Source organism: Stenotrophomonas sp. Steno-Z1, assembly GCF_056393175.1.
Genome location: NZ_JBWJPB010000001.1, coordinates 177,802 through 201,846, shown reverse-complemented (window position 1 = coordinate 201,846; position 24,045 = coordinate 177,802). Strand labels below are relative to the sequence as shown.

General features: G+C 65.7%; 22 protein-coding genes. 12 read left to right on the top strand and 10 right to left on the bottom strand.

What is annotated here, in order from left to right; genetic code table 11:
• Positions 1 to 45: 45 nt before the first annotated feature.
• Both AC06FD_RS00870 and AC06FD_RS00865 read left to right on the top strand, forming a co-directional pair.
• Complete coding sequence (locus AC06FD_RS00870) at positions 46 to 1,659, top strand: sensor histidine kinase (protein WP_259206526.1); 1,614 nt, start codon at positions 46 to 48, stop codon at positions 1,657 to 1,659.
• A 73-nt stretch (positions 1,660 to 1,732) separates the two neighbouring features.
• Entirely contained in the window at positions 1,733 to 3,115 is a 1,383-nt protein-coding gene (locus AC06FD_RS00865) for a sigma-54-dependent transcriptional regulator (protein ID WP_259206418.1), read from the top strand.
• Between the two features lie 103 nt (positions 3,116 to 3,218).
• On the opposite strand, the gene pilB is transcribed toward AC06FD_RS00865, so the two are convergent.
• On the bottom strand, positions 3,219 to 4,946 hold the full coding sequence (gene pilB, locus AC06FD_RS00860) for a type IV-A pilus assembly ATPase PilB (RefSeq protein WP_259206419.1): 1,728 nt from the start codon (positions 4,944 to 4,946) through the stop codon (positions 3,219 to 3,221).
• Between the two features lie 157 nt (positions 4,947 to 5,103).
• Between pilB and AC06FD_RS00855 the strand changes: the two genes are divergently transcribed.
• The 3 genes from AC06FD_RS00855 (at position 5,104) to AC06FD_RS00845 (ending at position 8,497) form a co-directional block, all read left to right on the top strand.
• Entirely contained in the window at positions 5,104 to 5,979 is an 876-nt protein-coding gene (locus AC06FD_RS00855; protein ID WP_449334649.1) for a glycosyltransferase family 2 protein, read from the top strand.
• Entirely contained in the window at positions 5,976 to 7,241 is a 1,266-nt protein-coding gene (locus AC06FD_RS00850) for a glycosyltransferase family 4 protein (protein WP_449334650.1), read from the top strand. Before AC06FD_RS00855 ends, AC06FD_RS00850 begins: the two co-directional genes overlap by 4 nt.
• A 92-nt stretch (positions 7,242 to 7,333) precedes the next feature.
• Complete coding sequence (locus tag AC06FD_RS00845; protein WP_478076763.1) at positions 7,334 to 8,497, top strand: lipopolysaccharide biosynthesis protein; 1,164 nt, start codon at positions 7,334 to 7,336, stop codon at positions 8,495 to 8,497.
• On the opposite strand, the gene AC06FD_RS00840 is transcribed toward AC06FD_RS00845, so the two are convergent.
• Positions 8,454 to 9,581, bottom strand: coding sequence for a glycosyltransferase (locus AC06FD_RS00840; RefSeq protein WP_478076762.1), 1,128 nt, complete (start codon positions 9,579 to 9,581; stop codon positions 8,454 to 8,456). The two genes, AC06FD_RS00845 and AC06FD_RS00840, sit on opposite strands and share 44 nt — an antisense overlap.
• The gene (locus AC06FD_RS00835; RefSeq protein WP_478076761.1) at positions 9,578 to 10,429 is read right to left on the bottom strand and encodes an FkbM family methyltransferase; all 852 of its coding nucleotides are present in this window, start codon (positions 10,427 to 10,429) and stop codon (positions 9,578 to 9,580) included. The genes AC06FD_RS00840 and AC06FD_RS00835 overlap by 4 nt, the downstream gene beginning before the upstream one ends.
• A 132-nt stretch (positions 10,430 to 10,561) precedes the next feature.
• On the opposite strand from AC06FD_RS00835, the gene AC06FD_RS00830 reads away from it, so the two are divergent.
• Positions 10,562 to 11,674: a glycosyltransferase family 4 protein gene (locus AC06FD_RS00830; RefSeq protein WP_478076760.1), complete on the top strand. Its 1,113-nt coding sequence runs from the start codon at positions 10,562 to 10,564 to the stop codon at positions 11,672 to 11,674.
• A 23-nt stretch (positions 11,675 to 11,697) separates the two neighbouring features.
• Here AC06FD_RS00830 and AC06FD_RS00825 read toward each other — a convergent pair whose 3' ends face one another.
• From AC06FD_RS00825 to AC06FD_RS00815, 3 genes are all read right to left on the bottom strand, one after another.
• On the bottom strand, positions 11,698 to 13,599 hold the full coding sequence (locus tag AC06FD_RS00825) for a hypothetical protein (protein WP_478076759.1): 1,902 nt from the start codon (positions 13,597 to 13,599) through the stop codon (positions 11,698 to 11,700).
• Between the two features lie 27 nt (positions 13,600 to 13,626).
• Positions 13,627 to 14,031, bottom strand: coding sequence for a pilin (locus tag AC06FD_RS00820; RefSeq protein WP_259206429.1), 405 nt, complete (start codon positions 14,029 to 14,031; stop codon positions 13,627 to 13,629).
• Between the two features lie 91 nt (positions 14,032 to 14,122).
• On the bottom strand, positions 14,123 to 14,536 hold the full coding sequence (locus AC06FD_RS00815) for a pilin (protein WP_394161220.1): 414 nt from the start codon (positions 14,534 to 14,536) through the stop codon (positions 14,123 to 14,125).
• A 358-nt stretch (positions 14,537 to 14,894) separates the two neighbouring features.
• Between AC06FD_RS00815 and AC06FD_RS00810 the strand changes: the two genes are divergently transcribed.
• The 3 genes from AC06FD_RS00810 to coaE are packed head-to-tail and all read left to right on the top strand — an operon-like array spanning position 14,895 to position 17,653.
• Entirely contained in the window at positions 14,895 to 16,151 is a 1,257-nt protein-coding gene (locus tag AC06FD_RS00810; RefSeq protein ID WP_259206431.1) for a type II secretion system F family protein, read from the top strand.
• Positions 16,152 to 16,158: 7 nt separating this feature from the next.
• Positions 16,159 to 17,022, top strand: coding sequence for a prepilin peptidase (locus AC06FD_RS00805; protein WP_259206432.1), 864 nt, complete (start codon positions 16,159 to 16,161; stop codon positions 17,020 to 17,022).
• A 10-nt stretch (positions 17,023 to 17,032) separates the two neighbouring features.
• Positions 17,033 to 17,653 (top strand): dephospho-CoA kinase, encoded by a 621-nt coding sequence (gene coaE, locus AC06FD_RS00800; RefSeq protein WP_259206433.1) that lies wholly within the window; start codon positions 17,033 to 17,035, stop codon positions 17,651 to 17,653.
• A 66-nt stretch (positions 17,654 to 17,719) separates the two neighbouring features.
• Here coaE and AC06FD_RS00795 read toward each other — a convergent pair whose 3' ends face one another.
• The 4 genes from AC06FD_RS00795 to rimK form a co-directional block, all read right to left on the bottom strand.
• Positions 17,720 to 19,084 carry a sensor histidine kinase gene (locus tag AC06FD_RS00795; RefSeq protein ID WP_259206435.1) on the bottom strand — a complete coding sequence of 455 codons (1,365 nt, stop codon included), beginning with the start codon at positions 19,082 to 19,084 and terminating at the stop codon, positions 17,720 to 17,722.
• Positions 19,047 to 19,724: a response regulator transcription factor gene (locus AC06FD_RS00790; protein WP_017356179.1), complete on the bottom strand. Its 678-nt coding sequence runs from the start codon at positions 19,722 to 19,724 to the stop codon at positions 19,047 to 19,049. Before AC06FD_RS00790 ends, AC06FD_RS00795 begins: the two co-directional genes overlap by 38 nt.
• 144 nt (positions 19,725 to 19,868) lie before the next feature.
• Positions 19,869 to 20,339, bottom strand: a complete 471-nt coding sequence (locus tag AC06FD_RS00785) for a protein kinase family protein (RefSeq protein ID WP_259206437.1) — start codon at positions 20,337 to 20,339, stop codon at positions 19,869 to 19,871.
• 261 nt (positions 20,340 to 20,600) lie between these two features.
• Positions 20,601 to 21,494: a 30S ribosomal protein S6--L-glutamate ligase gene (gene rimK, locus AC06FD_RS00780; RefSeq protein ID WP_478076758.1), complete on the bottom strand. Its 894-nt coding sequence runs from the start codon at positions 21,492 to 21,494 to the stop codon at positions 20,601 to 20,603.
• A 290-nt stretch (positions 21,495 to 21,784) separates the two neighbouring features.
• Here rimK and AC06FD_RS00775 point away from each other — a divergent pair, with 290 nt between their 5' ends.
• The 3 genes from AC06FD_RS00775 (at position 21,785) to AC06FD_RS00765 (ending at position 23,892) form a co-directional block, all read left to right on the top strand.
• Positions 21,785 to 22,522: a hypothetical protein gene (locus AC06FD_RS00775; RefSeq protein WP_478076757.1), complete on the top strand. Its 738-nt coding sequence runs from the start codon at positions 21,785 to 21,787 to the stop codon at positions 22,520 to 22,522.
• Between the two features lie 177 nt (positions 22,523 to 22,699).
• On the top strand, positions 22,700 to 23,161 hold the full coding sequence (locus AC06FD_RS00770) for a hypothetical protein (protein ID WP_478076756.1): 462 nt from the start codon (positions 22,700 to 22,702) through the stop codon (positions 23,159 to 23,161).
• On the top strand, positions 23,158 to 23,892 hold the full coding sequence (locus tag AC06FD_RS00765; RefSeq protein ID WP_478076755.1) for a hypothetical protein: 735 nt from the start codon (positions 23,158 to 23,160) through the stop codon (positions 23,890 to 23,892). The genes AC06FD_RS00770 and AC06FD_RS00765 overlap by 4 nt, the downstream gene beginning before the upstream one ends.
• The last annotated feature ends 153 nt before the right edge of the window (positions 23,893 to 24,045 follow it).

The following is a 24,045-nucleotide window of genomic DNA, read 5'->3' as shown; positions in this document are numbered from 1 at the left end:
AGCATGGCCCGCCTCCACCAGGGCAGCCAGAAGGGGAGTTCCGGCGTGTCACCCAGTGCTTCATTGATCGACCGCATCGAATCGATACCGAGGCGGGAGCTGTACTTTTTCGCCCTCTACCGGGTACTGATCGCCGCGGTGATCGCCGCCCTGCTGTTCAGCCCGCTGAGCGCACTGGTCGGTGCCGCCGACCACCCACGCCTGGCCGCCTGGGTCAGCGGCGCCTATCTGGTGCTGTCGCTGCTGATCCTGGCCGTGGGCCGCAACGAACGCTGGCTGCGCCCGATCGTGGTCGGTGGCGTGGCCGTGGACATCATCGCCGCCACCCTGCTGGCGCATGCCCTGCCCGGCGCCAGCGCGGGCATCTCGATGTCGCTGCTGTTCAACGTCGCCGCTGCCGCCACCCTGCTGCCGCTGACGCTCGGCATGGGCATCGCCCTCACTGCCAGCGCAGCCACCGCCGGGGAATACGTGTGGAAGCTGGTCGAGGGCGGCGACCCCACCCGCACCCTGGCCGAGCTGGCCATGTTCATCACCAGCTACCTGGCCCTGGCCTTCGTCAGCTACCAAGTCGGCAACCGCGCCCGTCGCAACCAGCAACTGGCCAACCAGCGCGGCGACGAGGTCGCCAACCTGTTCGAGATCAACGAACTGATCATCCGGCGCATGCGCACCGGGGTGCTGGTGGTCGATGGTGCCAACCGCATCACCCTGGCCAACGAGGCCGCCTCCACCCTGATCGGCGATGGCGAGGGCAACGGCGGCAGTGGGCAGCTGGAACTGGGCAGTGCCGCCCCGGACCTGAGCCGGCGCCTGCAGCGCTGGCGCAATGGCTGGACCAACGAGGAAACCCCGCTGCAGCTGTCCCCCGACCAGCCCGAAGTGCAGCCCCGGTTCGCCCGCCTGCTGGCCGGCAGCGACCTGACCCTGGTGTTCCTGGACGACTCCAGCGTGGTCTCGCGGCGCGCCGAATCGTTGACCCTGTCGGCGATGGGACGCTTTTCGGCCAGCCTGGCCCACGAGATCCGCAACCCGCTGGCGGCGATCAACTACGCCGCCCAGTTGCTGGAGGAATCCACCGGCATCGGCGATACCGACCGCCGCCTGCTGCAGATCATCCACCAGCAGTGCCAGCGCACCAACGGCATCGTCGAAAGCGTGCTCGGCCTGGCCCGGCGCGAGCGCGCCAACCCGGAGAACCTGGACCTGGCGGCCTTCGTGCGGCGCTTCGTGCTGGAGTACAAGCAGGGCCTGAGCCTGGAAACCGACAGCGTCGAGCCGATCATCACCGAGACCTCGGTGCATGCCCTGATCGACCCGCGCCACCTCCACCAGATCCTCACCGTGCTGGTGCACAACGCACTCAAGTACGGCCGGATCGGGCAGGAACCGGCGCGGGTGCGGCTGCGCGTGGCGCGCCAGGAGCGCGCTGCGGTCATCGACGTCATGGACCGGGGGCCTGGCATCCCCGAGACGGTGGCCAGCCAGCTGTTCCGCCCGTTCTTCACCACCTCCGAGCACGGCACCGGCCTGGGCCTGTATATCGCCCGCGAGCTGTGCCGGGCCAACCAGGCCAACCTGGAGTACGTGTCGGTGCCCGCCGGCGGCGCCTGCTTCCGGCTGGTCCTGTCCGGCCCGCATACGATGCTGCCGCAATGAACCGGGGCACGCCCCCATCGCCCACCGTCAAACATTTGTCGGATTCAACCGCCCTCGGCTATCTTTCCCCCATATGAACGAAAACCGCAGCGCCCTCGTCGTCGACGACGAACGTGACATCCGCGAACTGCTGGTACTGACCCTGGGCCGCATGGGCCTGCGCATCAGCACCGCAGCCAATCTCGCCGAAGCCCGCGAGCTGCTGGCCAGCAACCCGTACGACCTGTGCATCACCGACATGCGCCTGCCCGACGGCAACGGCATCGAGCTGGTCACCGAGATCGCCCAGCACTACCCACGCACGCCGGTGGCGATGATCACCGCCTTCGGCAGCATGGACCTGGCCGTGGAGGCGCTGAAGGCCGGCGCCTTCGATTTCGTCAGCAAGCCGGTCGACATCGCCGTGCTGCGCGGGCTGGTCAAGCACGCCCTGGAGCTCAACAACAGCGAACGGGTGGTCCCGCCCGCGCTGGCCAGCGAGCAGGCCGCGCGCCTGCTCGGGGACTCGCCGGCGATGGATGGCCTGCGCAGCACGATCGCCAAGGTCTCGCGCAGCCAGGCCCCGGTCTACATCCTCGGGGAATCCGGCGTTGGCAAGGAGCTGGTCGCACGCACCATCCATGCGCAGAGCGCGCGTACCGCCGGCCCGTTCGTGCCGGTCAACTGCGGTGCGATTCCGTCCGAATTGATGGAAAGCGAGTTCTTCGGGCACAAGAAGGGCAGCTTCAGCGGCGCCCACGCCGACAAGCCCGGCCTGTTCCAGGCCGCGCACGGCGGCACTCTGTTCCTGGACGAGGTCGCCGAACTGCCCCTGCAGATGCAGGTGAAGCTGCTGCGGGCGATACAGGAGAAATCGATCCGCCCGGTCGGCTCGGCCACCGAGGTGCCGGTCGACGTCCGCATCCTCTCGGCCACGCACAAGGACCTGGGCGAGTTGGTCGAGGACGGCCGTTTCCGCCACGACCTGTACTACCGCATCAATGTGATCGAACTGCGTGTGCCGCCCCTGCGCGAACGCCGCAGCGACCTGCCGCAGCTGGCCGCATCGATCCTGGCGCGGCTGGCCCGCACCCACGAACGCGCCACCCCGCTGCTGGCGCCCTCGGCGCTGGATGCCCTGGCCCAGTACCACTTCCCGGGCAACGTGCGCGAGCTGGAGAACATCCTCGAGCGCGCCCTGGCCCTGGCCGAGGCGGACAGCATCGGTGCCAGCGACCTGCGCCTGCCGCAGCCAGGCAGCGCGCGCCACGGCGGTGCCGCCGCCGTGCAGGAAGAAGCGGTAGTGGACCTGCCGGCCGGCAACGGTGCCCTGCCCTCCTACATCGAGCAGATGGAGCGCACCGCGATCCAGAAGGCCCTGGAGGAGAACCGCTGGAACAAGACGCGGACGGCGGCGCAGCTGGGGATTACGTTCCGGGCGCTGCGCTACAAGCTGAAAAAGCTCGGGATGGATTGAGGGTCACCCTTTCCGCCAGCGCCACGCCCTGCAGGGCTGCACCAGGAACCAGAACGACAAGGCCCGCATCCGCGGGCCTTGTCCGTTCAAGCAGCGCCGTCGCTCAATCCTTGGTGACGCGGTTGATCTCGGCCAGGCTGGTGGTACCGGCGGCGGCCTTGATCAGCGCCGACTGGCGCAGGTCGGGCACGCCGGCCCGCTGCGCGGCTTCGGCGATCTGGATGGCATTGCCGCCCGCCAGAACGATCACCGAAATTTCCTCGCTCATCGGCATCACCTGGTAGATACCGGTACGGCCCTTGTAGCCCTCGGTGCATTCCTCGCAGCCCACCGGCTCATACAGCCGGATGCCCGCGTCGATCTGCGCCTGGGTGAAGCCCTCGGCCAGCAGAGCGTTGGCGGGCAGGTCGATCGAACGCTTGCAGTTGCTGCACAACCGGCGCGCCAGGCGCTGGGCGATCACCAGGGTCACCGAGCTGGTGATGTTGAACGGGGCGATGCCCATGTTCATCAGGCGCGCGATGGTCTGCGGCGCATCGTTGGTATGCAGCGTGGACAGCACCATGTGGCCGGTCTGGGCCGCCTTGATCGCGATTTCCGCCGTCTCCAGGTCGCGGATTTCGCCGACCATGATGATGTCCGGGTCCTGTCGCAGGAACGAGCGCAACGCCGCGGCGAACGTCATACCGCGCTTGACGTTCTGCTGCACCTGGTTGACGCCGGGCAGGCGGATTTCCACCGGATCCTCGGCGGTGGAGATGTTGCGCGTTTCATCGTTGAGGATGCCCAGCGCGGTATACAGCGACACGGTCTTGCCCGAACCGGTCGGCCCGGTCACCAGCACCATGCCGTACGGCTTGTGGATGGCGTCCAGGAACAGCCGCTGCTGCTCGGTCTCGTAACCCAGCTTGTCGATGCCCAGCTTGGCCGCGCTGCCGTCCAGGATACGCAGCACGATCTTCTCGCCGAACAGGGTCGGCAAGGTACTGACGCGGAAGTCGATCTGCTTGGTCTTGGACAGGTTGAGCTTGATGCGCCCATCCTGCGGCACCCGCTTTTCGGCGATGTCCAGCTGCGACATCACCTTCAGGCGCGCGGCGATGCGCTGGTTGAGCTTGACCGGGGCCTTGGCCACGTTCTTGAGCAGGCCGTCGATGCGGAAACGCACCCGGTAATCGTCTTCGTAGGGCTCGAAATGGATGTCCGAGGCGCCTTTGCGGATCGCATCGACCAGCACCTTGTTGACGAACTTCACCACCGGGGTGTCGTCGCCCTTGGCATCGTGGCCGGTGTCGCCGGACGCGCCGTCTTCATCGCCGCCGGACACATCCAGGTCGCCCATGCCCTCGTCGTCGCCGCCCAGCGACGCGCCCAGGGTGTCGTGCCGGGACTGCCACTGCTCCAGGGTGCGCTTGATCTGCTCCTCGTCGACCAGGATCGGCTCGACCACCAGGTTGGTGTGGAACTTGATCTCGTCCAGCGAATGGGTCGGATCGCTGGTGCCCACGAACAGCTTGCCGCCACGCCTGAACAGCGGCAGGACGTGATGCTTGCGCAGCAACTCCTCGCTGACCAGGCTGATCGCATTCTGCGCGCTGTCGAACACCGATACGTCCAGCAGCGGCATGCCGAACTCCAGCGCGTTGGCGGCGGCCAGTTGCGCGGCGGTGACCAGCTTCTTCTCGGCGAAGTACTGCGGCAACGGCTGCTTGGCCGCGCTGGCCTTGGCCATCGCATCGCGCGCGGTGGCTTCGTCCAGCGCGCCATCCTGGACCAGGCGGCGGGCGATGCCGGTGATCCCGACGAGATTGGCAGTAACCACGGCGTTCATTGGATGCAGGCTCCCCATGTCATAGGCGGAAGATTACTGCATTGCGGGATGGGACGGGGTCCCGCGCCTGCTCCGATCCTGCGTTCCGACCCGTTCGACGGCCCCCGGCGACGGGGGTGCCGGGGTAACATTGGCGCGGGGAAACCGGGGAAACAACGTGAAAAGCATCAGCATCATCCTGCCCGCCAAGAACGAAGCAGAAGGCCTGCTCCGCACCTTGCCGGCATTGCGTCAACTGTATCCGCACGCCGAGCTGATCGTGGTCGACGACGGCTCCACCGACAGCACCGCCGAGATTGGCCGCCGCCATGGCGCCGTGGTCCTGTCCAGCCCGTACTCGATGGGCAACGGCGCTGCCATCAAGCGCGGCGCCCGCGCCGCCAGCGGCGAGATCCTGGTGTTCATGGACGCCGACGGCCAGCACGACCCGGCCCACATCCAGACCCTGCTGGGCAGGCTTGCCGAGGGCTACGACATGGTCGTGGGCGCCCGCGACAGCAGCGGCCAGGCCAGCGTCCACCGTGGCCTGGCCAACCGCTTCTACAACTGGCTGGCCAGCCGCATGACCGGGTTCAGGATTCTGGACCTCACCTCCGGGTTCCGCGCCGCCCGTGCCCGGCGCTTCCGCGAGTTCCTGCACCTGCTGCCGAACGGCTTCAGCTACCCCACCACCAGCACCATGGCGTTCTTCCGCAGCGCCTACCCGGTCGCCTACGTGCCGATCCCGGTCGCCAGGCGCGTGGGCAACGGCAGCCACATCCGTCCGATCAAGGACGGCATCCGCTTCCTGCTGATCATCTTCAAGATCGCCACCCTGTACTCGCCGCTGAAGCTGTTCGCGCCGATCGCGGTGGGCTTCTTCCTGCTCGGCCTGGGCTATTACGGCTACACCTTCGCCACCATGCACCGCTTCACCAACATGAGCACCCTGCTGTTCAGCGCCTCGGTGATCATCTTCCTGATCGGGCTGATCTCCGAGCAGATCACCGGGCTGACCTACCTGGCAGCGCGGGACGGGCGGGACGCGGAGTGAGTGGGACGGTTGCCGCCGATGCAGCCAAGCCTCGCCCCCGCCTGCTGGTGCTGGCCTCGACCTATCCGCGCTGGCACGGCGACCCCGAGCCAGGCTTTGTGCATGAGTTGAGCCGGCGCCTGGCCGCCCGTTTCGAGGTCACCGTGCTATGCCCGCATGCCAGCGGCGCACTGCCGCGCGAGCGCATGGAGGGGGTGGATGTCATCCGCTACCGCTATGCGCCGGCCCGCTGGGAGCGCCTGGTCAACGACGGAGGCATCGTCGGCAACCTGCGCCATCGTCCATGGACCGCGCTGTTGTTGCCCGGCTTCCTGCTGGGTCAGCTGTGGTCCCTGCGCCAGCTGCTCCGCACGCTGCGACCGGATGTGATCCACGCGCACTGGATCCTTCCCCAGGCCTTGATGGTGGCGCTGTTGCAGACGGTTGGCACCCGCACGCCGCCGACCCTGGTGACGTCCCACGGTGCCGACCTGTTCGCCCTGCGTGGTCGGCTGCCCATGGGGCTGAAACGACTGGCCATGCGCCGGATGCAGGCCAGCTCGGTGGTCAGCAACGCCATGCGCGAGCCGATGCTGGCGCTCGGCGCAGACCCGGCGTCGCTGGCTGTCGCCCCCATGGGGGTCGACCTGCAGCATCGCTTCACGCCCGATGCGCGGACGCAGCGCGCGGACCACCAGTTGCTCTTTGTCGGGCGCCTGGTGGAAAAGAAGGGACTGACCCACCTGCTGGACGCGCTGCCGCGCGTGCTTGAACGCCATCCCCACGCCACGCTCAGCATTGCCGGCTTCGGCCCGGAGCTGGTGGCGTGCCAGCAACAGGTCGAGAGGCTCGGACTGCAGGCGCACGTGCGTTTCCTTGGCGCTCTCTCGCAGGACGCGCTGCCCGATCTGTATCGGCGCAGCAGTATGTTGATCACCCCCTTCGTGCAGGCGCGCTCGGGGGATCAGGAAGGCCTGGGGCTGGTGATGGTCGAGGCGCTCGGTTGCGGTTGCCCGGTGGTGACCACCCGGCTGCCCGCCATTCGCGAGTTGCAGGACGGCCCGTGGCCGCCGTACCTGGCCGAGCCCGGTGATGCCGACTCGCTGGCGGCACAGATCAACGCCTTGCTCGACGACCCATCGGCGGCACACGCCTGGGTGCAGCAGTTGCGACCCTCGTTGCTGCGGCGCTTTGATCACGCCGCGGTGGCTGCAGGGTACTCGGCCCGGTTGGAGGCGCTGATGGTGGCCGAACGCAGGCCGCAGACCTCGGACACCCCATGAAGTGGCGCCTGCCCATTGGCTCGTTGGCCCGCACATCGCTGCAGGTGATGGTGTGGCAAGGGGTCCGCCTGGTATGCCTGGCGGCGTGGATCGTGGTGGCCGCCCGCGGGCTGGGTGCTCAGGACTACGGCATCTTTTCCGGCATTGCCGGCACCGCATCGGCATTGGCAGGATTGGTCGGCCTCGGCAGCGGTATGTTGATGTATCAATACAGCGCGTCGGATGCTTCGCGGTTTTCGCCGTATTGGAAACAGACCTGGGTGCTGTGTGCATTCACATCGCTGCCGCTGGCGTTGCTGTTGTTCCCTGCGGTGCTGGGCAGCGCGTCGATCTCCCTGACTGGCATCAGCCTCATCGCTGCCTCGGAAATCCTGGCCTTCCCCTACGTCACCAACGCCGCCTTCGCGTTTGCAGCCCATGAACGCATGGGCTGGGCCGCCGCGCTACCGGCCGCGAGTGCATTGCTGCGCCTGATCGCGATCGTGGCGTTCAGCGTGCTGCCGATCGCGCATAGCCTCGACCATTACCTGTTCCTGCACCTGCTGGCATCGCTGGGCGGAGCCGCCTTCGCGCTGCTGGCGGTGAAACGCCTGCTCGCCCCACGCCCGCAACGCTGGCAGATGCAGCCTGGCGACCTCCGGCATGGTGCCGGCCACGCGGCCAGTTGGACCTCGACGACCGCAGTAACGACCTTCGACAAATCGCTGGTGCTGCGCACCGGTGGCGACACTACGGCCGGCCTGTACGCCGCCTGCTACCGGATCGCAGCGGTCGCCGCCATGCCGCTGGACGCGATGGTGATGTCGGCGATGCCACGGTTGTTCCGTGCAAACCAGGATCCGGAACGCCATCGACGCCTGGTGCTGGCCATGACCGCCGCCGCGGCGGCCTACACCGGAATCGTCGCAGCGCTGCTGTGGTGGGGAGCTGCTCTCCTGCCGCACGTGCTCGGACCGGACTTTGCCGCTGCCGTGCCCGACCTGCGCTGGATGGGATTGTTCGTGCTGGGCTACAGCCTGCGCCAGATCGGGTGCAACGTTCTGGTGGGACGCGGCTTCAAGCTGCGCAAGACACTGATCGAGGCCATGGGCCTGCTGGCGATGGCACTCCTGAGTGCATGGCTGATTCCGCGCTACGGCCTGACCGGAGCAATCTGGATGGTGATCTGCGCGGAGATCGGCATGGCCTCGGCGGCGTGGGCCACGTTGTGGCTCAGCGCCGGGAAGGCGGCACGGCGCGTGACTGCACCGCGGTGAACACTCGCGTGTAGGCATCCACGGCACGATCGATGGAGAACTCCGCTGCACGCGCAAGCAACACGTTCCGCTCCACCCGGAAGGAACCGTCCAGACTGCGCTGGAGTGCCACCGCCAATGCAGGCGCGTCGCCCACTGGCACCAATTGCCCGAATCGACCGTGATCGAGTATCTCGGCCGGGCCGCTGGGGCAATCCGTCGCCACGATCTGCGTCGCGCACTGCATGGCCTCCACCAACACGTTGCCGAAGCCTTCGTAGTCGGACGGTAGCACCAGGACGTCGCTGTTGGCGATCCACGGCAGCACATCGTGCACCTGCCCCAGCAGCACGCAGTCCTGCTCCACTCCCGCGTGCCGGCGCCATTGCTCAAGCTCGCGGGCGATGGGGCCCGTACCCAGTACAAGCAGGCGGACGGACCGTGCAGCCCTGCTCTGCAGGAAGGCCGCAAACAGCAGGTCCAACCGCTTCTCCGGCGCGAGTCGTCCGACGAAGACCAGCACCGGCACACCATCGTGCGGGAACGGCCATGCCTTCGGGCAAGGCAGATCGGCGGCCGCACGGCCGGCAACCCCGACGATCGGGTTGTGGATCACCTCGATCGGCACGCCATCCAGGCCAAGCTCGGCGCGCATGTCGGCCGCAACGGCAGCCGACACGGCCACGATCGCATCCGCCGACGGCAGCAGGCGCGTCATTGCCCAACGTATGCCGGCCAGCTTCAACCGACGCAGCCCCCGCGATGCCAAGCGAGGCCCGGAGATGGCCAGATGCTGGGTAACAACCACCGCCGTATCCGCGCCCAGCCAGCGTCGCAGCAACAGCAGCCAGACGGCGACGTCGTTGGACGTCGTCACTATGACCGAAGGACGGTTTTGCCTGATCCAGCCAGGCAGTCGCCACAGGAACTGCCCTGCGCCCCGTGGCGCGATGCAGTGCACCTCGTCCACGCTGGTGGCCGGAACCAGCAGGCGACCGGCAACGATCTGCACCGCGTGCCCGCGATCTGCAAGGGCGCGGGCGAGATTGAACTGCACGCGCTCGAGCCCGCCCGCCTCGACCCGACTGAGCAGCAGTGCAATCATGCGCCGGTCAACGCTGCCCGCGTCGCCGGGTCGGCCACGCAGATGACGTCCTGGTACTCACCCAGCGCGTCGGCGCTGATGGGGACGAGACGACCCCGTGCCTCGAGGCGAAGAAACTGATACCCCAGGGGAGCCAGTAGATCGAGGATGTCGCGCCCGCGGTACCCCGCCATCTGCGCCGACCGCTCATGGACTTCAACCGCAATCACCGGAAGGAAGCGCGCGACGGTCTGCAGGGCACCCGCCAGGCAGGCCAGTTCTCCGCCCTCGACATCGACCTTCATGAAATCCAGCCGCTGCAGCGCGAGCGTGGCCGCCAGCCGATCCAGCGTCTCCACCTGGATCCGACCCAGCACCTGGTGCGACCCCGGGTCGCCATGCAGGCTGCCCAGCCCCCGGTTCGATTCATCCCCGTCGTGCTGTCCGCAGGAGTCGTAGATATCGAACTCGCCGGCTACATCGGCCAACCCTTGCCGGCGCAGATCGACCACGCCCTGCAGGGCGTTGACCTGGATATTGCGCTCCAGCTCGTCGGCAATCGCCTTCACCGGCTCGAAGGCGATGACGCGCCCGCTGACGCCGACCCGGTTGGCACAGACCAGGCTGACCTCCCCGATGTTCGCCCCGACATCCACCACCACCATCCCCGGCGCAAGCAGGCGATTCAACAGGGCGACCAGGCGCAGGTTGTAATAGCCCATCCAGAAGATGCGCCGCTGCATATGCTCGGCCAGGTCCAGATCGAGGGTGAGATTGCCGTCGAAATCGTCCACCTGCACGACGGCATGCGCACGCCGGAACACGCGTCGCATCAGGGTCTGGAAAAGATGAAAGCGCTGGCTGGACAACGCGTTCGCGAGCCCCCTGAGTCGTAGCAACGGCCGCAAATTCTCTCTCCCCAGATCGTGTCACACTGTAGTTGGCCAGCAGGGCCCCGGCACCCCAGAACCCCAACCGCTCCGCTGCCGCAGAACGCATCGATGAATATACTCGTCCTCTGCAAACGCCAATACTCAGCGCGCGACCTGCTGTCCGATCAGTATGGCCGCCTGTATGAAATTCCTGAAGGCTTCGCCCGGCTCGGGCATCGCGTGCACGGTCTCGCGTCCAGCTATCGTCCGCGGCCGCACCTTGGACGGCATGTCAGTCCGGCAGGGGTGGTCTGGCGATCGGCCAACGCCATGCCGTGGGGGCCCTTTCACGCCCGTCGCGCCGTGGCTGGCGTGATTGCGGACTGCCAGCCCGATATCCTTTGGGCCAGCTCGGACGCACTTCATGCCATCTGGGCGGTGGAGATCGGGCGTACCCTGCACATACCGGTGGTGATCGATCTCTACGACAACTACGAGCATTTCGGGCTGAGCCGCCTTCCGGGCATCTCACGACGCTACCGGGACGCCTGTCGGTCGGCGAGCGGACTGACCATTGTCAGCCACTCCCTCGCACGCCACGTCCAACAGCATTATCCCGCGTCGGGACCCTGCGCCATCGTGGGTAACGGCGTGAACAGCGCGGTGTTCCATGCACGCGATCGAAGCGACTGCCGGCGTGCGCTCGGACTTCCTGCTGGCGCGACGATCATCGGCTGTGCCGGTGCGATCCAGGCCGACAGAGGCATCGAAGATCTGTTCGAGGCTTTCCAACTCCTCGCCGAGGCAGATCCTGCCCTCCACCTGGCCTTCGCAGGACCGCGCGATGGCACGCCCTCCCGATACAGGCACCCGCGCATCATTGATCTGGGCATCCTGGACTGGCGGGAGGTTCCCCTGCTCGTCAACGCGTTGGATGTTGCGGTCATCTGCAACCGGGACTCCAGCTTCGGTCGCTACTGCTTTCCGCTGAAACTGAGCGAAGCCCTGGCCTGTGGCGTACCCGTCGTTGCCGCCGGGGTGGGCGATGTCAACGAGATCCTGGGCGCCCCATCGCAGCGCTATCGACCCGGGGACGCGCACGATCTGGCGCAGAAGCTGCAGCAACAACTGTCTGCACCGGCGAACGGGCAGGCGGCATCTACAGCGGCACGCGACTGGCAGGCGCTGGCAGGCGATACCGCAGATTTACTGGCGATGTGCCTCCAACGGCGCCCCCGGTAACCCGGACAGCAATGCCGTTTGGTTTACTTTGCCCCTGCCGGCGCTGCTGCGACAGGCTCGGCAAGCAGGCCCAGATCGCGCGCCCGTGCGTGCGCCAGCTCGGCCTGGCGGTGCCATCCCTTGCGGTTAAGGGCATCGATGACCTTACGTGCGTACCCGGGATCGGCAACACTGTTGTCGATTGCCTGGACGAACATCTCATCGGCCAGCCCTTCGTCGTGCGCATGCAGCATCGCGTAGTCGCCCACCTGGGCATAGCTGTAAGGGGGAAGCGTAGTGCGCTTGAACAGTGCACGGAACGCCTCGGCCAGCCGCCGATCATCAAGCGCGACGCCCTTGTAGCGATTTTCCAGCAATGAGAAAAGAGCGCCCGTGGTCTCCGGGCTCAACGTTCCGGTCTGGACCTTGGACACCAGCCGATCCCACCAGATCGACGGCACGTCGCGCCCGCTCTGTGCCGCCGTCAGGATCAAGCCCTGGTCACTGATGATCGATGCGCCGGGAAGTTGCGATCCACGTTCGAACTCACCGATGGCCATGTCAATAAATGGCGAGTTCGCATAGCCATCGGACATCCCGAAATACATGGCCCCCAGGTCCGCACTGGCGCGCGCCGACCCCGGATTCTCCACGACCAGCTCGGTCGCCAGCAGCAGGGGATCGCCCCACGTCGCCGATCGAATGAGGGTCAACCCAGCGGACCCGACCAGAATGGCCAGGACAGCGGCCGGCAACACCCGCTGACGCGCCGCCGCCGGTGCGCGAAGGATCAGGTCGCAGGCCACCAGCAGCACGCCGAGCAGGGCAAGATAGTTCCGGTGCTCGAAGGCCAGCTCCAGCGCAATGACATTACTGGTGAGCAGGTGCGATACGAAAAACCACAGGATGCCCAGTGCCACCAACGGTGCGCGCCGACGGGTGCATATCGCGGTAGCCAGCAGGCCCAACAGCAGCAAGCCGCCCAGCAACGTGGACACCGGCTGCAACATGCCGCGCGAGGGCACGACGTTGTCGTAATAGAACGTGAGATTGCCTGGCGTCGGCAGGACGATCTGCAGCAGGTACATCGGCAGTACCCGCAGCTGGGTCAGCAGTCGCTCCCAGGTACCGAAGTTGCGTGCGAGGTAGTGATCGGACCAGTAATGGGGCACCACCACCGCGACGAAGACGACAAGACCGCCGATCACCGCCACGCTGTAGAGGCCACGCCACCTCCTCGCTACCGAGGGGTTGGATGCGGCAAATCGAAGGACCGTCAGCTCCATTGCCAGCGCGTACACCGGCACGAGTACGGCGGTCTCTTTTGACAGCAACCCGATCAGAGTCAACAGGACCGTCGCCAACAGCCACGGCCAACCCGAACCGGATCGAATCTGGCACAAACGCCCGCGCAGGTAGCAGATCATTGCCGCGAGCATGAAAGTCGCGGCCAGCGTCTCCATGCGCTGCACCACGTACAGGACGCTGGACACCTGGATGGGATGGATGGCCCAAAGCAACGCCACCGCAAACGCCGCACCGTGCCGGGTACGATCCTTCAGCACAACGGTGGCTGCCGGCGCGGCGAGCAGCGTATTGATCAGCACCCATACCAGCGCGGTGTTGCACGCGTGGATGAGCAACCCCACGAGCTTGTAACCCCAGGGGTTCAACCCTCCCACGGCGTGGTTCATCGCCAACGTCGCCATGGCCAGTGGGCGCGCTCCGAACGTTCCACCCGGATCGAAGGAGGTCGCCGCGTGCCAGATCAAGGACGGCTGCAGCGTAGCCACGTGCAACCGGGAGTTTTCCACGATCGTGCTGTAGTCGTCGAAGATGAACGCTCCGCTGAGTCCCGGCCAGTAAATGGCCAGTACCAAAAGGCCAATCAGCGACAACCCAGCCCACTGTTGCCAACGACGCACCGCGTGCTCACCCTTCAACAACGCTTTTCTCCCTCGACGTCCGATCGATCAACTGCAGCCAGCGGGCAGCAGCTTTGCATCCAGCGACCCGTCGGCCTTGCAGCGCCATTCGCCCGACTGGCTGCGCGCGATCTCGATGGTCTTGTTGGCCACGGTCGGACTGCCGCGCAGCGTGCACCGGATGTACCCCTCATCGGTGGACAACATGCTCAGCCGGCAACGCGCGGTGCTGCTGGGCAGACCGATGTCGGCCAGATTGAAGGTGGTGACGTTGTTGGCCAGCACCTGCGACTCGAACATGGTGCGGCCGCCGGTCACTTCGGCCAGGCCCGCCGTCAACTGCGACTTGGCCACGTAATTCTGATAAGCCGGCAGCGCGATGGCTGCCAGGATCGCGATGATCGCGACCACGATCATCAACTCGATCAACGTAAAACCACGCTCCCCACGCATGGCGTCCCCCCATAGGATGCTGTTCGGTTGCCCTTCAAAAGAAAAGGGGGCGAAACCGCCCCCTTCCCTCAAATACGCCTGGCGCTGGGAATTAGCAGCCAGCCGGCTTGTAGTCTTCCAGTTCGGTGGCGGCGGTGCAGTTCCACGCGCCCGAGCCATTGCGCTCCAGCTCGATGGTCTTGCCAGCAACCTTCGGGTTGCCCTTCAGGGTGCAGGTGATCTTCTGGCCCGAGGTGGCTTCCCAGTTGCCCGACGGCGCAATGCCGCAACGCGGGGTGCTGGAGGCCAGGCCCAGGTCGGCGACGGTCGCAGCGCCGGTCTTGGTGCCCGACTGGATGCCTTCTTCGAACGCGGTCACGCCGCCACGGATGTCGGCCAGACCGGCAGTGACCTGCGACTTGGCGACGTAGTTCTGGTAAGCCGGCAGTGCGATGGCGGCCAGGATGGCGATGATCGCGACAACGATCATCAGTTCGATCAGGGTAAAGCCCTGCTGCTTCTTCATGAGTACATCCCCTAGAGGTAGGAAAAAAATGAACACTGGGTCGAAGCCTGGGCCGGCGGACCGGTGAGCGAGGCTGGCGCCCGTGCGGGTGGATCAAAGCAGGTTGCGTGCCAACGTGATCAGCAATGCTCCCCAGCATTCCCCGGCGCAATGATGGCAGCAATCTTCAGGATTGGAACCCCCTTCACGGAAATCTGCGACCAATCCGGCAATGTGACGTGTTGCGTCACCTTGTGACCGTGGGGGTCCCGGATCCCGGTCACGCTTCGTCCCGAACTGGGGATGCCACAGCGCCCCGGAACCGGCTAACATGCGGCGCAGATAGCCCGCCTGGGGATGGCGTGGCTGGGGAGCCTGTATGTCTGTCAGCCGTAGTGCAGTCAAGAAAGAGCCCGTGGCGCGCAGCACCATGGAGTTGCAGCCGTTTGTCTGGGAGGGGACCGACAAGCGGGGCGTGAAGATGAAGGGCGAACAGCCCGCCAAGAACATGAACCTGCTGCGCGCGGAGCTGCGCCGGATGGGCATCACGCCCACCGTGGTCAAGCCCAAGCCCAAGCCGCTGTTCGGCGCGGCCGGGGCCAAGATCAGCGCCAAGGACATCGCCTTCTTCAGCCGCCAGATGGCGACCATGATGAAGTCGGGCGTGCCCATCGTGGGCGCGCTGGACATCATCGGCAGTGGGCACAAGAACCCGCGCATGAAGAAGATGGTGGACACCATCCGCACCGACATCGAGGGCGGCTCCTCGCTGTATGAGGCGATCAGCCGGCACCCGGTCCAGTTCGACGAGCTGTACCGCAACCTGGTCAAGGCCGGTGAAGGCGCCGGTGTGCTGGAAACCGTGCTGGACACGGTGGCCAACTACAAAGAGAACATCGAAGCGCTCAAGGGCAAGATCAAGAAGGCCCTGTTCTACCCGATCATGGTCATGGCCGTGGCCATGCTGGTCAGCGGCATCCTGCTGGTCTGGGTGGTGCCGCAGTTCGAGGACGTGTTCAAGGGCTTCGGCGCCGAGCTGCCTGCCTTCACCCAGATGATCGTGAACCTGTCCCGGTTCATGGTGTCCTGGTGGCTGCCGATCCTGATCGTCCTGGTCGGCAGCGTGTTCGGCTTCCTCGCCGCCTACAAGCGCTCGCCGACGATGCAGCACACGCTGGACCGGCTGATCCTGAAGGTACCGGTGATCGGCCAGCTGATGCACAACAGTGCCATCGCCCGCTTCGCCCGGACCACGGCGGTGACCTTCAAGGCGGGTGTCCCGCTGGTGGAGGCCCTGAGCATCGTGGCCGGCGCAACCGGCAACATGGTGTATGAGGAAGCCGTGCTGCGCATGCGCGACGACGTGTCGGTGGGCTACCCGGTCAATATGGCCATGAAGCAGACCAACCTGTTCCCGCACATGGTCATCCAGATGACCGGCATCGGCGAAGAGGCCGGCGCGCTGGACGCCATGCTGTTCAAGGTGGCCGAGTACTACGAGCAGGAAGTGAACAACGCGGTGGACGCGCTGAGCAGCCTGCTGGAACCGATCGTGATGGTGGTTATTGGTACCATCGTCGGCGGCATGGTGATCGGCATGTACCTGCCCATCTTCAAACTCGCTTCGGTGGTCTGATACACACATGGCATTTCTCGACCAGCACCCCGGTCTCGGCTACCCCGCCGCGGCCGGCCTGGGACTGCTCCTGGGCAGCTTCCTCAATGTAGTGATCCTGCGCCTGCCCAAGCGGCTGGACTGGCAGTGGAAGCGCGACGCCCGCGAAGTGCTGGAAGAGCCGGACATTTACGAGCCGCCGCCGCCGGGGATCGTGGTCGAGCCCTCGCACTGCCCGCACTGCAAGCACAAGCTGGCCTGGTACGAGAACATCCCGCTGTTCAGCTGGCTGATCCAGCGTGGCAAGTGCCGCCATTGCCACGCTCCGATCTCGATCCAGTACCCGCTGGTGGAACTGCTGACCGCGCTGCTGGTGTTGGCCAGCGTCTGGCAGTTCGGCTTCGGCTGGCAAGGCTTCGGCGCGATCGTGCTGAGCTGCTTCCTGGTCGCCCTGTCCGGGATCGACCTGCGCACCCAACTGCTGCCCGACCAGCTGACCCTGCCGCTGATGTGGCTGGGCCTGATCGCCGCCAGCGACAACCTGTACATGCCCGCCAAGCCGGCCCTGCTCGGCGCATTGGCCGGCTATCTGTCGCTATGGTCGGTGTGGTGGCTGTTCAAGCAGATCACCGGCAAGGAAGGCATGGGCCACGGCGACTTCAAGCTGCTGGCCGCGCTGGGCGCCTGGTGCGGGCTCAAGGGCATCCTGCCGATCATCCTGCTGTCCTCGGTGGTCGGTGCGATCATCGGCTCGGTGTGGCTGTATGCGCGCGGCCGCGACCGCGCCACGCCGATCCCGTTCGGCCCCTATCTGGCGATTGCCGGCTGGATCGTCTTCATGTGGGGCGAGCAGATCATCAGCGCCTATATGGGCTTTGCCGGCCTGCGTTGAGGGCCGGCCCATGGCGCGCTACCTCATCGGGTTGACCGGCGGCATCGCCGCCGGCAAAAGCGAACTGAGCCGGCGGTTCGACGCCCTGGGCATTACCGTCGCCGATGCCGACGTCGCCGCGCGTGCGGTGGTCGCCCCCGGTAGCGAAGGCTTGGCCCGGATCGCGGCGCATTTCGGCCCGGGCATCCTGCTGGCCGACGGCCAGCTTGACCGGGCCGCCCTGCGCGAGCGCATCTTCGCCTCGGCACGGGAGCGCCAGGCGCTGGAAGCCATCACCCACCCCGCCATCCGCACGCTGCTGCGCGAGACCTGCGAGCAGGCCGACGGGCCGTACGCGATCGCCGCCATCCCACTGCTCACCGAAGCCGGCGGCCGCCAGCAGTACCCCTGGCTGGACCGCATTCTGGTGGTGGATGTCCCGGTGGCGGTCCAGCACGCCCGCCTGCTGCGGCGCGACGGGATCAGCGCCGCGCTGGCCGACCGCATGATCGCCGCCCAGGCCAGCCGCGAGGCACGCCTGGCGCTGGCCGATGACGTCGTGGTCAACGACGGCGACCCGGACCACCTGCAGGCCAAGGTCGAGCAACTCGACCGCCGCTATCGCGCCCTGGCAGCAGCCGCCAAACCGTAGCGCCACCCCATCGGTGGCTGCACGGCAGCTGGATGGGCTCGAACGGCAGCCGCGCGTGGCGTGGCGCTATGCGGGTGCAAACGTCAGCGTTGCCACCACGCCGCGCTGGTCGCCCGGGCGCACGCTCACCTGCCAGCCGTACAGGTCGCACAGCCGGCTGACGATCGACAGGCCAATGCCGCCGCCCTGCGAATGCCCGGCGTGGGTGCCGCGATAGCCGCGCTGGAACAGCTTGGCCGCATCTTCCGCACTCAGGCCCGGGCCACTGTCAATGACATCGACCCGGTTGCCGGTGATGCGCACGCGCACTGAGCCTTCCTGCGAATACTTCACCGCGTTGCCGATCAGGTTGCCCAACGCCACCGACAGGGCCGATTCCGGCGCATCGATGACCAAGTCGCGGTCGCCCTCCAGCACCAGCTCGAGGGGCTTGCCACCGAGCTGGGCGCGGTGCGCATCCAGCAGTTGCTCGCCCACCCGCGCCACGTTGCTGCTGCCCTGCCCGCGCTCGTTGCGCGACAGCAGCAGCAGCGAGCCGATCAGGTCGGTGCACTGCTGTTCGGCGCGCTGGATGCGCTGCAGGCGTTGCAGCACCTTCTCGTCCAGGCCGGGCCGGGCCAGCAGCAGCTCGGTTGCCCCGCGGATCACCGCCAACGGTGTGCGCAACTCATGGCTGACGTCGGCGTTGAACTCGCGATCGCGCTGCACCACTTCGGTCAGCCGCGAAGAATAATCATCCAGGGCCTGGGCCAGCTGGCCCACTTCGTCATCCGGGAAACGCGGGGCCAGCGGCTCCGGCTCGCTGGTGCCACCACGGTAGGCACGCAGGCGCGCGGCCAGGTCCGAGACCGGCTTCATCACTTTGGACGCCGACCACCAGCCCAGCACCAGGGACAGCAGGCTGAAGACAAGTACGGAGATCAACAGCGCACGATTGAGCTGCGCCTCCCCGCGCACGCTTTCGGTCATGTCGTAGGCCAGGAAGAACCAGGCCTCCGGGGTCTTGCGCACTGCCAGCTTGTAGGAGAACGGCTTATTTTCCTCATCGACCCCGCTGACGCTGTAATTGCCAGGTGCGTAGGCCGCCCATTCCGGGCGCTCTTCGCGCACGCGGTCGAATTTGTCTTTGGAATAGGCGAAGGCGCGGATCTGCTGGAACGGCAGATCCGGGCTGCGGCTCGGGTCGAGCTGGAACCGCATCGCGTACTCGTCGATATTGCGGTTCATCACGTCTTCCACCAGTTGGTTTTCCACCCGCGCGCGGGTCCAATTGGTGGCAAACGCAAACAGCGCCGTCAGGCAGAAGCCCAACAGCGCAAATGACACGATGATGCGGCTGCGCAGCCGGCGCCGATATGGCGCGCGGCGACGCTCCCCCTTGGCCGTCACCGGATCAGGCTTCCGGCGCGGCGATGCGGTATCCGATGCCATGGCGGGTCTGGATCAGCGGCACTTCGAACGGCTTGTCCACCACCGCACGCAGGCCGTGGATGTGCACGCGCAGCGAATCCGAATCGGGCAGTTCTTCGCCCCACACGCGGGTTTCCAGCTCCTGGCGGGTCACCACCGCAGGGGCGGCTTCCATCAGGGCCTGCAGGATCTTCAGCGCGGTCGGGTTGAGCTGCAGCAGCTTGCCCTGGCGGCGCACTTCCAGCGTGTCCAGGTTGTATTCCAGATCGCCGGTTTCCAGCACGCGGGTCTGCACGCCCTTGCCCCGGCGCGACAGCGCGTTCAGGCGTACTTCCACTTCCTGCAGCGCGAACGGCTTGATCAGGTAGTCATCGGCACCGGAATCGAAGCCGGCCAGCTTGTTGTCCAGCGAATCGCGCGCGGTAAGCATCAACACCGGGGTCTGCTTGCGCGCTTCGTTGCGCAGCTTGCGGCAGACTTCGATGCCGTCCATGCCGGGCAGGTTGAGGTCCAGCACGATCGCATCGAATTCGTGCACCACGGCAAGGTGCAGGCCGGTCACGCCGTCGGCGGCGAAGTCCACGGTGTGTCCGCGGTCTTCTAGGTAGTCGCCCAGGTTGGCGGCGATGTCGCTGTTGTCTTCAATTACAAGAATTCGCACTGTGACCTCTGTTTCATGAGGGATTGGCCCGGACAGCGTCGCTGCGGCCGAAACCGCAGCGAGCCATTACCTTGCGCTGCCTGCTGAACGATACAGGCTTCATTGTTAACAGTAGACACCGGCCCGTGCCATGACAGCGTCAAATCACCTGCCGGGGTTGAGATTGTTGAACTGCTGGTGCTCATTGAGCAACGACCGGCCGTTCTCTGTGGCCCGGCGCCGCTGCGCCACGGTGGTGCACACGCTCTGCGACATGTTGCTGCCGGTGGCACGCTCACGGCGGCAGATCAGCCGGCTGTCCTCCTTGGCCTTGCTCATCACCGTGTTGACCAGTTCCTGGTCATTGAACACGGCCGTGCGGTCAACCGGACTCAGCTCGCTGGAGAGGGTGTGCCCCTCCATCTTCTGCTCGATCCTGCCCAGCGCCTGCTGGACCCGGCCCTTGTCTTCCGGGCTGATCTCGCTGTAGGACTCGCTGTTGAGCGCAGCCTTTACCCGATCCACCTGGGCCGATACCGGCTCGCCCTCGGTGATCTTGACCACCCCATCATCACGCTTGGCTTCGGCGGAGCCAACCACACACAGGGCAAGCAGAAAAACGGTATATCGACGCATCGCCAAAACTCCATCCTTCCATGAACGAAGCGCCACTGTACGAGCCCACCGAACGCCGAACAAGGGACTGATGGCAGGGGTCCAAAGGCGCGCCCGGTCGGCGCCGCCGGCCTGTAAAAAGGCCCAGACGGAAACCGCCTGGGCCTGAAGTGTGTTCCCGATTACCGATCCTGCTGAGGAGGGCAGAGCTGCGGTTCGTCGAAGCCTACGCCGGGGGCGATTAAAGCCTCGTTAAATCCGCCGAAGCTTTCCGTAAAACCCTCAAGGCTTTGAATTTGTTGGCTTTTTCATGCTGGCAACGTGGTCGATGATACGCCCGGCCAGATCGGTCTGGCAGATCGCTTCGATCCCCTCCAGGCCCGGCGTGGAGTTGACCTCCAGCACCAGCGGACCACGGCTGGAGCGGATCAGGTCCACGCCCGCCACGCCCAACCCCAACGCCTTGGCCGACCGCACCGCGACCTGCTGTTCGGCCCGGCTGGCCTTCGCCGCCCGGGCGCTGCCGCCGGCATGCAGGTTGGAGCGGAAGTCCCCGTCCGGGGCCTGGCGCTGCATCGCCCCCACCACCTGGTCGCCGACCACCAGGCAACGCAGGTCCGCGCCCTGCGCCTCGCCGATGAATTCCTGCATCAGGAAGTTGGCATACAGCCCGCGCAGCGCCTCCACGATGCCGCGCGAGGCGCTGGCCTTCTCGGTCAGGATCACCCCCCTGCCCTGGGTGCCTTCGTTGAGCTTCACCACGTGCGGCGGTGGGCCCAGCATGGACAGCAGGTCGACGGTGTCGTCGGGGTTGTCGCCGAACACGGTCACCGGCATGTCGATGCCCTTGGAGGCCAGGATCTGGTGCGCGCGCAGCTTGTCGCGGGCCCGCAGGATGGCATCGGACGGATTGGGCGTGCGCGCGCCCATCATCTCGAACTGGCGCAGCACGGCGGTGCCGTAACGGGTCACCGACGCGCCGATGCGCGGGATGACCGCATCCACGCCGGTGATCGGCCGCCCCTTGTAGTGCATGGTGAAACCGTCGGCGGCGATCCGCATGTAGCAGCGCAGCGGGTCGAGGATGCGCACGGTGTGGCCGCGCGCGCGCGCGGCTTCCACCAGCCGGCGCGTGGAGTACAGCTTGCTGTTGCGGGACAGGATGGCGAGTTTCATCGCGATGGGCGCACGGGGCCGGAAAACGCGAAGCATAGCCTGCGCGGGGTACGCTGCGATGAGGATCGGCGAGGCTCGGCGCCGCCAAGGTTTCATGGAAACGAAAGCGTGAGCGATCCCCCTGGAGGAGGCCCCTCATCGACCTGGGGGCAAGACAGCCTCACTTTCCAACAGACGCCCGTGCGGTGCGTCGGCGGCTGCCCACGCTGTGTGGGCGTAACGGTGTTCCGCTGGCCCCCTCGAACCGATACCCTCGACGCCCGACCGGCGACCGCCGCAGACGCATGCCAATGAAACCCGCAACGCTCGCTCCAGTGGCCCTGTTGAGTGTTCTCCTGTCGGGCACGACCGGTGCCGGGCCGGTGCAGTTCACCGGCTACGACGATTTCTACCGATCGTTGGGTGGCAACCTGTTCTTGGGCCCGGGAACCGAACTGGGCATGCCCTGCACCGAATCGCCGCGGCACTGCCTGTGGGCCACCTCGGCGATCCAGGCGATGCGTCGCCATGCAGACGCACAGTGGACCGTGCCAGGCAGTCTGGCACTGGAGCCCACGGACGGCCTACCCGACGTTGTTTTCGATGGCCAGACGATGTTTGTGGGTGCGCGGCGCTGGCCACTGCGCAGCGCCGTCGACCTCGCCCCGCCGGCATGGCGCACCGGTGCTTCCATCCGCCCGGAGAACCTGGCGGACGTCACGGCGTGGCAGCACGGCACGTCGGTGTGCCTGGACATGCGCTACGTCAGCAGCGGCAAGGGCGATCGTTACACCAAGGTGCTGTTGCTGCATGGGGAGCGCCTATACATTCTGCCCCCGCTGTTTGGCACGTGTGCCGCCATTCGGACCGCGCCGCACCACCGTTTCAGCTACCCGAGCAATACCTACCTGGGGGCCGGAATGGAAGACAGCCCGCGCGGCTTGCAGGTGGACTACCTGCTGCCAGATGGCCGCACGCGCATTGCGCGCTATCTGCTGCGTTTTCCCGACCCGGACAATCCGTTTGCCTTCGAGGTCATTGGCGACTAGGGCGTGAGCAGCTCCAACGACCCGGTGCGTACCAACGCTGCGGGGCGGTCAGAAGCCACACGCGCGACATCGGCCACGGCGAGCCGGCCATCGACATGCGGTGTAGCCGATTGGTCGCGGTGATCAAGCCGCCTGGGGAGGTGTGCGCAGGCTTCGAACGCCAGGCAGGAGACATCCATGCGGGAGACCATCACCGCTGACGTTCAGCGCGAACAGGACAGCGCAGTGGCGATTGGGTCATCTCACAAAACGGCCTACGCCCTTATGGCGCCAACCCGGCCATTGAGGCAGCGGCTTGCCAGTTCAACCAGACACGCATCACCCCGGGTCAAACCAGCGTGCTCAGTGCGTGGCGGCTCCCAGCGCCAGTTGGGCGACATGCTGGCGTTGGATAAGGCCGTGGGCAGCACGCGCATCAACCGCTACGAACAGCAGCTCTCTCTTTACGACATAAAGAACGCCAAGGTTACGATAACCTCGATGTTCCAGTCTCGTTTAGTTTCGACGATGACGATGCGAGGGCGGACAATTCCGGCGTTCGCGCAGTTGCCAGAGACGGAACACGCAAAATCGCAGAAGAATCGACCAGATGAGCTGCGGAGCGACACACAATGCGTTGAGGGATTACACACATCATGATCAGATTTGTTCGCCATACGCTCATGCTGCTGCATGCAGTCGCGCTCACCGCTTGCGCTTCCTCTCTTCACAATACCGTGGCGCAAGGGCGATCGCCGGGGGTATCGGCCACCCATTCCGAGGAACCACATGCCTCGACACCAGCAAGCCCAGCCGCCAATCACAACGCCGCCCCCCTGCCCGGAGCATCTCAGGAGAAGCCAGTGATGGCCATCGCGGGAGCTGATGCCGCGCTCAACCCAGCAAAAAGTGCGGAAGAGATTGGGCAGGGTTTTTTGAAGCTGCTTGGAGCCGTAAGTTCAAAGAGCGACATAACCGTTGAACACGTCCAGGAGGTCCTGGGGCTGACGCTTGACTCAGACCCCATCTATCCGTCTTACACTCAATCGTTAGGAGATGATTGGTTCTATAGCATTCGCTATGCGATTGAAATGCCGGGGCAAAGCCGGGGGGTTGAACTCGCCTTCGAGAACGAGACAGACCCATTCCCGCAGAGGTTCCCATTTTGCAACGTGAGTTATGACGACTACCACATCGCATTGACGCGAATGGGCTTTCGCTACAGGCGCGGCGGAGATGGGAAATTCCCTGGAATAAATGAATACGACAAGGATGACTTTTACGTTCAAATAGTCCCTGAAGTAAGGCAATCCACAGAGGGGAAAGCCCATCCTGCATGCGTTCGAAAAATTGGGCTGTTCGTTCCCAATCACATACCCGGACACCCATGAGCGCGCATGAGATAGCGTCGTTAATCGAGCATAATGGAGCCTCTATATGGCAGCCGCGGCCTGATGCACAGCTTGAAGCTGTCCTTATCCAGTTCGGGCTACGATCCGACGTATCTCCCATCCAAGAAGCGCAGCTGCGCGCAGCCAGTACCT